The sequence below is a fragment of the Rhodococcus sp. ENV425 genome (genome assembly GCF_002887785.1).
GTDB classification, from domain to species: domain Bacteria; phylum Actinomycetota; class Actinomycetes; order Mycobacteriales; family Mycobacteriaceae; genus Rhodococcus; species Rhodococcus aetherivorans.
This window is the reverse complement of the sequence record NZ_PCZU01000244.1, coordinates 25,646-36,157: the sequence shown is the minus strand read 5'-3', so window position 1 is coordinate 36,157 and position 10,512 is coordinate 25,646. Positions and strand designations below refer to the sequence as shown.

The window sequence follows — 10,512 nt, the reverse complement described above, 5'->3', positions numbered from 1 at the left end:
GCCGCCGGTTCCTACTCGCCGCGAGGACGCCATGGCCGCCGAATCCCTGTTCGCCGAGTGCATCATCCCCGGATGCAAACAGCCCGTCACCGACGAACTCACCCCCTGCCAGACCTGCCGCACGATTTTCGGACCCATGCTGCAAGAAGCCGACCGACCCCCGAGCTACACCGCCGCCGACCTCGCAGAACGAGACGCAGGCACCGCCGCCGCCTACCGCATGATGCGCGCGCTATCCACCGCGGCCCAGCGCAACGACCTGGACACCGAGCGAGAACGCCGCACAGCCGAACACGAAAAAGCCGCAGCGCAGGAACGCGGCGAAGCCGAAAAAGCCAACCAGACCTGCTGGCTCTGCGAAGAACGACGAACCTGCCTTCTCCGCCCCCAAGGGTGGGAATGCCGACAGTGCCGCGAGATCCGCTGACACACGGCCCGAGCCGGACGCCCCTCACGGCCCCGCCTCGGGCCGCCGCCACATCCGCCACACCCCTACGGTCTGCCACCACCGCGAGGCCGGCCGAGAACCGAACCCGACGGAGCGGCTGCGCCGCACAGACCCCACCGCCGACCACGAGCCGACGCGAATCCCAGCGGCGCCCTGTGCACGAGCGCCACCGATAGTGTTGGATGTTGGCTAGCGTCACGCACCAGCCGACAGGACTGGAAACCCCGCGAACGCAACCAGATTCAACCCACCATCCCCACCCCAGTGGCAGCGGTGGCCGACGGCCAGGGCATCGAGCCCTGGCCGTCGCCGTTCCATCCACCACTGACATGAAAACCGCACCTGAACAGATGCAACACCACCCAGTCCGCAACAGTCACGAAACCGCCATCCGATAAGAACCAGAAAAGCACGCTTTATGAATCAGAAATGATGTATTATTGCATCAGGAAAGGGAGGCCATGAGTTCGAAAATCATTCTGATCGGCAACGAGAAGGGCGGGGTGGGCAAGACCACCACCGTGCTCAACGTCGGTGAAGCCCTCGCCCGTGCCGGCGAAAAGGTGCTCCTGGTCGATCTTGATCCCTCCGGCAACCTCACCCACACCCTCACCAAGTTGCAGCCCGACCTCCGTGCCGCAGCGAAGGTGACCGCCGATCACATCGTCGATATAGACCCGGAGACCCGAAAGCCCGCTGCCGAGGCGATCCTCGATGCAATACGCCCCGGCGTCGATCTCATCGCCGCCCCTGCGAACGCGGCCCACCTCATCGCCGCCGAGAAGAACATCACCAACGATCCCATCGAAGGCCCCCACGTCCTGCGGGAATCCCTCGAGCCGATCCGTGACCGCTACGACTACATCCTCATCGACTGCTCCCCCACGCGAAATGCCCTCGAGATGTGCGCGCTCGTGGCTGCTGACCAGCTCATCGTCCTCAACGAAGCGCATGACTTCAGCATCGCGGCCATGCAGGGCGTGACTTCGTACGCCCAGAGCATCAAGAAGCGGCACAACAGCACGCTGTGGGTCCGCGGCACCATCCTCAACAAGGTGCAGTCCGGAACGGTCCTCGCTCGCGCCTGGACCACTCAGTTCGCCGAGGCCGGCATCCCCGTCCTCGGCAGCGTCCGATCCGCCGAGCCGATCAAGAGGGCCGTCAACGACGGAGTATCCCTCGCCGACACGAAGGACGGTTGGCGTCACGCCTTGGTCTATGACGACCTGGCCACCACCATTACTCAAAGGAAGAAGTCATGAGCGACATCCGCAGCATGTTCGACGCCGAAGCTCCCGACGAGAACGTCCCGGCACGGTCCGCAGCACCGAAGAAGATCGTGCAGCAACCCACCTTGACCCGGCGCACGTTCACCCTCGCCGAATCCGTCATCGACGCTGCGACCAACGCTCAAAAGGGTCTGCGCGGTGTCTACCCCGGCGCACACGGCAGTCTCAACAGCTTCATCGAGGCCGCCATCGCCGAGTACACCCACAAGCTCGAAGAGGAATACAACGGCGGCGAGCCCTTCCCCGAGGTGGAGAAGGTGCGCCGGCGCAAAGCCCGCGGCAGCAAGAACGACAGCACCGACGAGGACTGACCGCACCACAGTCCCACCGTTGAAGGCCCCGACCTCCTGGTGGGGCCTTCGGTCTATGCGGGCCTCGTGTACAGGCACAGAAACTCCCGGCCCGACCCGCATCGCTCTACCGATCCCCGGGGGCTCCGCCCCCCCCGGACCACTGTCCCTCCCTCCCAAGGTTCCCGCTGCTCCGCGTGCACCGCGCCCGGGTCGCCACACATGGCCTACCGGACCCGCCGACCACCGAGCAAGGGAAAACCCGCCCTTGCCCGGCAGTCACCGCGCCCGGTTCACCAAGGGCAGCACCGACCGACCGAGGTACCCGCTCCCCCACCGCCACCGAACCACCCAATAAACCAGCAAACCGCAGGTCAGGGCCTAAAAACGTGGGACCAGCGTCACCAGAAAAGCACCGCAAAAGCACCAGGAAAACATCGAAAACTCATTAAAACAGATGTAAACCAGAGTCATGAACAACAACGAGAACGACCATCCCCCCGCCGGTCTCCTGCTCGATGTCTACCGCGCCCACCGCCTCGGCGACTGCACCAACGGCGGTGTCAGCTCCGCCGCCGACACTCTTCTTCTGGTCGGCGTCCTCGACGAGCGCCGCGCCCGCACGGGCCGCATCACGTCACTGCCGTCCGGCTGCACCCCCCACGGAGTGCGAAGCCACGTCGGCGGCCGTGAGCGGATCAGCCCCACCGTCGCCGTACGGATTCGACGCCACGCCTTCATCGAAGGCAGCTATGCCGCTCTGGTCGGAGTCGAATGGAACGCCGACCGTCGTCGGTACGAACTCACCGAGGCGGGGCGAGTGGTGATGTTCGGAGGCAACTACGCCGGAACCTCCGACTCGAGACTGGGCGAGCTGTCCGAGCGGTACCTCGGCCACCGATCCATGATCCTGCCCATTCACGACCGCACAGAAGGTTAAACCAACGGCCCCGCCCCGGCGGGGCCGTTGTCGTTTCACGGAAAACCCCAGCTCAGAGCGCAAAAAATGTGACAACAGTCACCAGAAAAGCACGAGAAAAGAACCAAAAAATCATCAAAAAATCATCAAAACAGATGTAAACTTGAGTCATGAACAACGGAAGCACCGCCGAATTCGCCACCGTCGACCCCGCTGATCTGCTCACCGACTCCAACATCCGCCATGACCTGCGCCTGACCGATGCCTTCCGCGAGTCGATCGCAGAGCAAGGGGTTCTGACCCCCATCACTGTGTGCCGCACCGCCGCCGGACCCCTGCGCGTGCTCACCGGCCACCGCCGTACCGCCGCAGCTCTCGAGGCCGGGCTGACCCAGATCCCCGCCCTCATCGTCGGCGACGAAGGCGATGGCACCGACGCCGCCGTCGAACGGCTCGTCACCCAGTGGAGCGAGAACGAACACCGCGCCGCGATCACCAACGGCGAACGCCTGGCCCTGTTCGAGACTCTGGCCGACCACGGACTGGCCTCCACCAAGATCGCCCGTCGCACCAAGGCGTCCCGCATCGAGATCGAGGCGGCCCTGACCTTGCGCGACACCGAGCAGCGCGACGCTGTGCAACGAGGCGAGCTGACCATCGAACAAGCCGCCGCCCTCGCCGAGTTCGGCGACGATCCCGCTGCCGTCCGCCGCATCGAGTGGGCCATCGGCAGTGGACGACTCGACCACGCACTCGCCGCCGAACGGTTGCGCCGCACCGAACGCAACGCCGCACTGGCCCGCGCCGAGGCGTACCTCGCAGAACACTCCATCGCCGCCGTGCCGCTCGGTGCTCTTCACGAGAGAGTGGGGGAGGGGACCAGCCAGCTGGTCGAGCGCGTCACCGACGGAGAAGGCAACACGCCCGCCATCGAAGAAGTCGCCGCCCTCGGACACCTCGGGCTGTACGTCTACAGTTGCACCACCTATTTCGACCGTGAGAGCGGCGACGAGATCGACGCGGACTACATCGTGGACGAGCTACCCGAGGGCGATGCCCGCGAGGAATGGATGATTCCCCGCGAGAACGTCGTCGAAGACCACGAGGCCACGCTGTACTGGCACGTCGTCAATATCGAAGACACCCCTTGGCGCACCTGGTGGGGACACCCCCGCCCCGCCGAGTCGGAACAGGAACAAAGTGCCGAGGACCGTGCAGCTCAGAGGCGCGAAGTGATCGAGAACAACCGCGAATGGCGAGCCGCTACCGAGGTCCGCCGCAAGTGGATCGCCCAGCAGACCACCCGCAAGACCGCCCCCAAGGGCACCGTCTCATTCGTGGCAACAGTGCTGATGAAGTGGCCCCAGATCCCCGCCGCTTATCACGCTCGCACCCTGGCCGAACAGATGCTCCCCACGTTCGACACTCTCGCGAAGCTCGCCAGCGCCACCGACCCCCGCGCCCTGGTCCTGCTGCGCGCCCACATCCTCATCGCCCTCGAGTCCCAGGTCGGCGTCGAGCACTGGCGCAAGCCCACCGACCTGTCGCAGTTCTACCTGCGCGCCGTCGAGGCCCAGGGCTACACCCTCGCCGACATCGAGCGCCGCGCCGCCGGACTCGACCCCCTCGACGAGCAGTAACGCCCCTTCCGGTGGGCGGTCGTGTCGGCCGCCCACCGGGCCAGACCACTCGCCGGGTGCCGGCCCCCGGCACGCATGGCCGTCGACCGGGGCATCGAACCCCGGTCGACAGCTCCGGCACGGCCCTCGCCTACGCATCACAAAAGAATCAAAAAATAACCACCTAATCATGTAAAACTCATCGAAAAGTCTTCACAAAGCATGATAATTAAGCGACAATGGACGAGTACCTGGGGAAACCCCGTCAAGCCGAAGGAGCGCCGCAATGATCGTCTGGACCGTCACGCTGACCGCGCCCACCTTCGCGCGCTCCGATTCTGGCTGCACCTTCACCCACGCGGCCGCCGCCTCCGACGCCGCCGAAGCAGCGCGCACGCTCGCGCTCGCCTACGGTGCGCCCGCCGGTAGCGCAGTCACCATCACCATCGACGGAAGCGTCATCGCTCGCGCCGCCATCGGCCCCTCGGCCATCGGCCACCCCGACCCGACTCCCGTGCTCGACATCGCCGACGCCCTCGACGAACGGATCAGCGCATGACCGTCACCGACCAGACCGATCTCGACCGCTACCGCAGCGCCGACGAGTTCGCGACCCCAGACGCCGACACCGAAACCCTGCTGCTGTGCGCGCTGCTGTTCTCCACCCGCGCCGCGGCCGCCGACATCGTGGACCTGCTCCCCACCGACGACTTCCACCAGCCACTCCACGCCGAACTGTTCGACGCCATCGCCGCACTGATGAGCACCGGCCAGCCCCACGACCCCGCAATGGTCCTGGCCCACCTCGAGCGCCACGGTCGGCTCGCCGGTCACCACGGCCGCCGACTCGCCTACGCTCTGACCACTGTCACCACCGCCGGCGCCGATCCCACCGCCGCGCCCTACTACGCCCATGCCGTCGTCAGCGCCGCCTACCGCCGCAGCTTTCGCACCGCCGGAGCCGCCATCACCGAGGCCGCGGAAACCCTGCCCGAAGCCGACCTGTTCGAGCACATGGTCGCCATCGGCCGTGCTCAACGCACCGCCACCCGCCGGCTCGAGCACGTTCGCGCCCGTATCGGCGCTACGCCTACCGTCGGAAACATCAAGTAGACATAGCGATGGGGGAGGGGAGCCTGCCTCCGCTCTGACAGTCCGACGCTCGCGAGGGGGAAACCATGACCGACAAGGAAAACCACGATCAGACACTCCGAGAGATATTCGCCCCACACGGCGAAGAAGCTCTCAAGAACCACATCGCCCAGAACATCCGCGCTGCCAACGCAATGGCAGGCAAGTTCGACATCGAAGACCCCCGCACAATCATCGACAGGCTCGAGGCCGGTGAAACGCTCGACGACCTGATCAACGAGCTCCTCCCGCACAGCGAGGACGCGGAGTGACCGCATCGGCCGCCGAATCCGAGGGCTACATCCCCGGAACCGACGTCCGAATCAACCTTCTCGGCATCACCGATGCACGCCTACTCGAACGCATCGAGGACCGAGCCTTCGCGGCTGGGATGTACGAGTTCGCGCAGGTCCCATCGCCCGAGAAGTTCACCGGCGATTTCCTGCGAGAGATCCACCGGCGCGGTTTGTATCGCGTGTACTCATGGGCCGGCCAGTACAAGACCGTGGCCACCACGCAGGGGAACCTTCCGATCACGCACTCGAGCCCGGAGGACACCGCCACCGACGTCGAGGAACTGTTCGCCGACCTCGCCGACGAGAACAACCTGACCGGACTCGATCACCGCACCTTCGTCACCCGCCTCGCCGACTACTGGGCACGCATGACGGAAATCCATCCCTTCCCCGACGGAAATTCTCGAAGCCAATTCGAACTGTTCCGGCGCGCCGCCATCAAGGCCGGATGGGTGATCGACACCGATCGCGTCGATCTCGCTGCATTGTCCGCAGCCCGCTACGTCACCGCGGAGAGCGGAGACCCCAGACTGCTCGCCGATGTCCTCGCCCCCGCCGTCGTGCCGGTCACCGGTTACGCACCCATCGAGCCTGCGCCCGGCCGACCCGCTCTTTCCCTGGTCAGCCACCTAGCGATGATGCGCGACTACGACCGCGACCGCAGTGGCCCCTACACGGCCTTCCAGACCTTCCGGGAGATCCCCCGCGAGCGATCCTTGAGCGGAGCCGAACTCGACAACGCTCACGCCCTGGTCCGCATCGGCCTGAACCTGGCCGAACGCACCGACTACGGTCCCGAACACGATGCCGCTGTACGCCGGATCCTCGAGGGCACCTCCACCCTCGCGGCCGAACGCGCCGCCGCAGCACTACCCGAGCCGAACCACCGCTACAAGGACCTGTTCGACCCGCCAGCAGGCAAGAACACCATGCGCTACGACACCGGAGCCCCGGTCAATGCCTTCGACGAGCGCGACCCCGCCCGGCTGCGCCGCCTCATCACCTGGGAGTTGGCACTGCGGACCGCCGACTACCTTGCCCACCGCGAAATCACCGGTGACGGCAGCGAACTACACGCAAGTGTCATCCACCGTGAGCTACACACCGACTTCATGCCGATCGTCAGCGACACTCCCGCCTACACCAGCCCGGTGATCGACGCCCCGGACGAGAACACTCTCACCGACCCCTATCAGCTCGGACGCCACATTGCCGCTATCCAGGAGGAAACCGAAGGCGTCCAGTCGGTCGCCGTCGCACTTATGACCGACCAGCTCGTCCACGACCACCCCGACCGCACGATCGACTGGCGCACCATCGACCCCGAAGCGCTCCGTGCCGCCACCCACGCAGCCAACTACCACGACGATCCCCCCGAAGGCATCGAACCGGACCCGGCCCTCGAGGACGCCATGCGAGTTGCCGGCCGGGAAGCCTTCGCCGCCGAACTCGCCCGTGCCACCACCACCGAGCTCCCCGCCGCCGCCCCGAACCTCGACACCGTCGCCGCCGCGCAACGGTACGAGAGGCACTGGGATGTGCTAGCGCACCGCAGCTACGCCCTGCTGGAGAACTCCCCGGAACGCAACGAGACCTACAAGCCGCTGACCACCGCAATTCAGGCGGCCGAGGAACCTGGTCACGCCACGTCGACCAGGACCGACGATGCTCCAGAGGCAGCGAAACCGAATCCCACCGACGGCGAACCGCGCCGGAATCTCACACATGCCGACGAGGTAGGGGAGGAGCAGGGCCCGCTCTCAACAGCAAAGGCCCTCCACGGACCACCGCAGATCCACCACACACCACCACAACCGAACAGCCGACCTCCGGCCATACATGAACACCAACCACCCACACCCGATCTGCACCTCGGGCCGCAGCTATAAGGCCGACGAGGCGTGAAGGTGTCGGCCAGCCGTGTTACTACTGGCGTAGAGCCGCGTTGCACGGCTGACCCCGACGCTGCCATCGGTGCCCGCATCACCACGGCCAGCACTCGAGGGCAAGGTCCCCCGGATCTGCAACCACCTGCGCCTACCGTCGTCCACCAGTGATGACCGATGCGGGCGGCATCACGAGTGTTGTGAACGGAGACGCCATGACGAAGAACTCTGCCCGCAAGAAGGCCGCCCGCGCGTACCAAGCCGCGCACCCCGGAACCAGTTTTCCCGACGCCCTTCGGGCCGTCACCGACAGTGCCACCAGCACCCCCACCGCACCGCCGGCCCGTGCCGGGAAGCGGCAGCCCTCGACCACCGGAATCGACCCGCAGACCAAAGCCGCCGCCATCGAAGCTCTGACCGCCCTCGCCCGAAGCACCCGCAGCGACGGCTCACAGGTCGACTTTGCCGATACCCTCGCCGACATCCTGGTCGTGGTCGCCGCCAACATGGGATCGGTCGAAGGATTGCTCCGCGGCAGGCCAACCTCGTGGGAAGCCGACCTGATCCACCAGCTCATCACCGGTGCCGCAGCGGAAGAGGACCTTCCTGCGCGCCGTACCGAACCGGTACGCGTCCCGCTCGACCTCGACGAACAATGGGACCGCTTCGGGTTGGCCGATCTCGCACAAGAGGCATTCGACGAGATCAACGGGCGCATGCTCGAGGTGGATGACGAGAGCCCCGAATCGGGTGCCCTGGCCGACGAACAGCTCGCCGTCGACGAACTCGAAGCAAGTGACCGCGCCGCCTACATCTCCGCATTCACCGCCAGCGCCCGCCGGATCGCCCCGGAACACGGCATCACAGCCCCCATCGAGGTCATCACCAGCTCATACCTTGATAACCAGCCGGCCCACGAGCCGGACGATCTCGAAGAGCGCATCCGCTATGCCGCCACTGCCGGTACCCCACACCCGGTCACCGACAGCAACGCCACAGAGCTGATGGAACAGGGAGTCAGTCGAACGGAACTTGCCGCCGCACTGCGCGCCGCCGGTCGCGACTACCGCGCCCGGGTTGCCCGCGTGAGCTCATGATCGAAAGCGCCTGCGCCGCGCTGAACCCTGAACGGCCACCGAGAGGGATACGTCAGCCGCGCAGTGGCCTTGTACGAATCTGCCTCTACAGACCCCTCTACGAATACCGCAGCAGACAGAAATGAAGAAAAAACCGAATTCGTACAATAGTCGGTTACCGCCGCCGACCTTCCAGCGTGAACAGCAGAACGAACTTCGTGCCCATCAGATCGAACGCCGCCTCGCTGTCCCCGGCGACGAGAAGTTCCCGCTCACGAGCGTGCAGTGCCGCAATCGCGGTCTCGAGCTCATCGTCGGTCATCGCATCGGCGGCATCGCCGATGGCTCGCGTCCTGTCCTCCACGCGCCGAGGGTAGCCGCCGTGTCGTCCGCTGTACGTACAACCCATCAGCGAAAAAGCGATGGTCCCCGGCGGGGGGCGCCGGGGACCATCCTTCGACCCGGCAGGGAATCACTCACCTACCGGGGAACTCGGTGATTGCAGCGGTCACCGTAGCGGAAGTGCGTATCGGCACCAAACAGGTGAAGCGAGAGCGACCGGCAGGAGGAAGAGCTCTCGCAGTCAGTCCTCGACAGGCACGAGATCGCTCACGCGCGCCGGCCACGGATACGTGAGCGGGCTGTCGGCGTTGACCTCGATCATCGCCATGCCGGTGTCCTCATCGACGTCCTTGACGGTGAACACGAACGTGCCGCGTGCGCTGACCTTCACCTGGTCGCCGGGCTTCATGGTGATGCTTCTCCGATCGACACGACAGAACGGGACGTGTCGTTTTCCCAGTTCAAACCACAATTTTAGCGAAGCTAATTTTCTAGCTTCTGGCGGGTCATTCCGTCTGCGCTCCGGCCGGCTCGCTCACCCGACGAGCCGGGCCTTGGCTGCTCCTGTGTCTGTCTCGGCGGCCACTGCACCTCGGAGAACCGTGGTCCCGTATGGGGCGGAATGGCGATCTCCGCCTCGCAGACGATGCACAGGTAAGTGCGGTGTCCGCTGGCTCCTGACGGGCGCAGAGCCGTCGCGCAGGTACACGGTGTCCATCCCACGACCCCCCGGTGTGGTCCCAGTCGGTGCCCGAACGGGCACCGTTTCGGTGCGCGTTCGTAGGACACCACATGACAGATTTTCGCACATATTTTCGAATCGGCGCGTTATGGTGGGAGCGCGGCAGGTCGATGGAGGGATGCTCACAGCGGACTTCGGGAAGCATCGGCCTGCCGCCTCATGCCAGCGCGCAGGGGCCTCCTCTCGACCGATGGCAGGGCGGCGACGTCGTGGCCCGGCCTCGGCTTCGTCTACCCACCTGGGCCCGGGTGCCGCGTGATCACATCCGTCCAGAGCCGATGCGTGGTCGAGTCCACAGGTGGCGTGCATGATGAGAAGCCACCGAAACGCACCGAGGGGAACGATGTTCACCGCACTACGCGGCCGATTCCGCACACGATCGACCACAGCTGACGCGCCGAGCACCGAATGGCACGGGAACACACCCGCGCAGACGACGGCCGACGCGGCCGCACACACCCACGCTCAGACTCG

12 protein-coding genes are annotated in these 10,512 nt (G+C 65.7%); 10 read left to right on the top strand and 2 right to left on the bottom strand.

The features are described 5' to 3' along the window. The 10 genes from CQZ88_RS21415 to CQZ88_RS21370 form a co-directional block, all read left to right on the top strand. On the top strand, window positions 1-427 hold a 427-nt coding region (locus CQZ88_RS21415; protein ID WP_258008713.1), incomplete at its 5' end, for a hypothetical protein. Window positions 428-888: 461 nt separating this feature from the next. Continuing rightward, complete coding sequence (locus tag CQZ88_RS21410; protein WP_258008712.1) at window positions 889-1,710, top strand: ParA family protein; 822 nt, start codon at window positions 889-891, stop codon at window positions 1,708-1,710. Next, window positions 1,707-2,048, top strand: a complete 342-nt coding sequence (locus CQZ88_RS21405) for a hypothetical protein (RefSeq protein WP_072816384.1) — start codon at window positions 1,707-1,709, stop codon at window positions 2,046-2,048. Before CQZ88_RS21410 ends, CQZ88_RS21405 begins: the two co-directional genes overlap by 4 nt. 451 nt (window positions 2,049-2,499) lie before the next feature. After that, on the top strand, window positions 2,500-2,967 hold the full coding sequence (locus tag CQZ88_RS21400; protein ID WP_102800274.1) for a hypothetical protein: 468 nt from the start codon (window positions 2,500-2,502) through the stop codon (window positions 2,965-2,967). A gap of 149 nt (window positions 2,968-3,116) precedes the next feature. Then, window positions 3,117-4,586, top strand: a complete 1,470-nt coding sequence (locus CQZ88_RS21395) for a ParB N-terminal domain-containing protein (RefSeq protein WP_102800273.1) — start codon at window positions 3,117-3,119, stop codon at window positions 4,584-4,586. A gap of 265 nt (window positions 4,587-4,851) precedes the next feature. Continuing rightward, window positions 4,852-5,124 (top strand): hypothetical protein, encoded by a 273-nt coding sequence (locus CQZ88_RS21390; protein WP_102800272.1) that lies wholly within the window; start codon window positions 4,852-4,854, stop codon window positions 5,122-5,124. Further along, window positions 5,121-5,678, top strand: coding sequence for a DnaB-like helicase N-terminal domain-containing protein (locus CQZ88_RS21385; RefSeq protein ID WP_102800271.1), 558 nt, complete (start codon window positions 5,121-5,123; stop codon window positions 5,676-5,678). Before CQZ88_RS21390 ends, CQZ88_RS21385 begins: the two co-directional genes overlap by 4 nt. 65 nt (window positions 5,679-5,743) lie before the next feature. Further along, on the top strand, window positions 5,744-5,968 hold the full coding sequence (locus CQZ88_RS21380; protein WP_006947241.1) for a hypothetical protein: 225 nt from the start codon (window positions 5,744-5,746) through the stop codon (window positions 5,966-5,968). Beyond that, window positions 5,965-7,881, top strand: a complete 1,917-nt coding sequence (locus CQZ88_RS21375; RefSeq protein ID WP_102800270.1) for a Fic family protein — start codon at window positions 5,965-5,967, stop codon at window positions 7,879-7,881. Before CQZ88_RS21380 ends, CQZ88_RS21375 begins: the two co-directional genes overlap by 4 nt. Before the next feature lie 164 nt (window positions 7,882-8,045). Continuing rightward, window positions 8,046-8,975 (top strand): hypothetical protein, encoded by a 930-nt coding sequence (locus CQZ88_RS21370; RefSeq protein ID WP_102800269.1) that lies wholly within the window; start codon window positions 8,046-8,048, stop codon window positions 8,973-8,975. A 154-nt stretch (window positions 8,976-9,129) separates the two neighbouring features. Here CQZ88_RS21370 and CQZ88_RS21365 read toward each other — a convergent pair whose 3' ends face one another. Together CQZ88_RS21365 and CQZ88_RS30015 are read right to left on the bottom strand one after the other, a co-directional pair. After that, window positions 9,130-9,318 carry a hypothetical protein gene (locus CQZ88_RS21365; RefSeq protein ID WP_102800268.1) on the bottom strand — a complete coding sequence of 63 codons (189 nt, stop codon included), beginning with the start codon at window positions 9,316-9,318 and terminating at the stop codon, window positions 9,130-9,132. Window positions 9,319-9,537: 219 nt separating this feature from the next. After that, window positions 9,538-9,705, bottom strand: coding sequence for a hypothetical protein (locus tag CQZ88_RS30015; RefSeq protein WP_180987058.1), 168 nt, complete (start codon window positions 9,703-9,705; stop codon window positions 9,538-9,540). Between the last annotated feature and the right edge of the window lie 807 nt (window positions 9,706-10,512).

What these genes read in the sequence shown, in the direction of transcription:
- CQZ88_RS21405 (WP_072816384.1), top strand. Translation starts at nt 1,707, where the DNA reads ATGAGCGACATCCGCAGCATGTTCGACGCCGAAGCTCCCGACGAGAAC.
- CQZ88_RS21400 (WP_102800274.1), top strand. Translation starts at nt 2,500, where the DNA reads ATGAACAACAACGAGAACGACCATCCCCCCGCCGGTCTCCTGCTCGAT.
- CQZ88_RS21395 (WP_102800273.1), top strand. Translation starts at nt 3,117, where the DNA reads ATGAACAACGGAAGCACCGCCGAATTCGCCACCGTCGACCCCGCTGAT.
- CQZ88_RS21390 (WP_102800272.1), top strand. Translation starts at nt 4,852, where the DNA reads ATGATCGTCTGGACCGTCACGCTGACCGCGCCCACCTTCGCGCGCTCC.
- CQZ88_RS21385 (WP_102800271.1), top strand. Translation starts at nt 5,121, where the DNA reads ATGACCGTCACCGACCAGACCGATCTCGACCGCTACCGCAGCGCCGAC.
- CQZ88_RS21380 (WP_006947241.1), top strand. Translation starts at nt 5,744, where the DNA reads ATGACCGACAAGGAAAACCACGATCAGACACTCCGAGAGATATTCGCC.
- CQZ88_RS30015 (WP_180987058.1), bottom strand. Translation starts at nt 9,705, where the DNA reads ATGAAGCCCGGCGACCAGGTGAAGGTCAGCGCACGCGGCACGTTCGTG.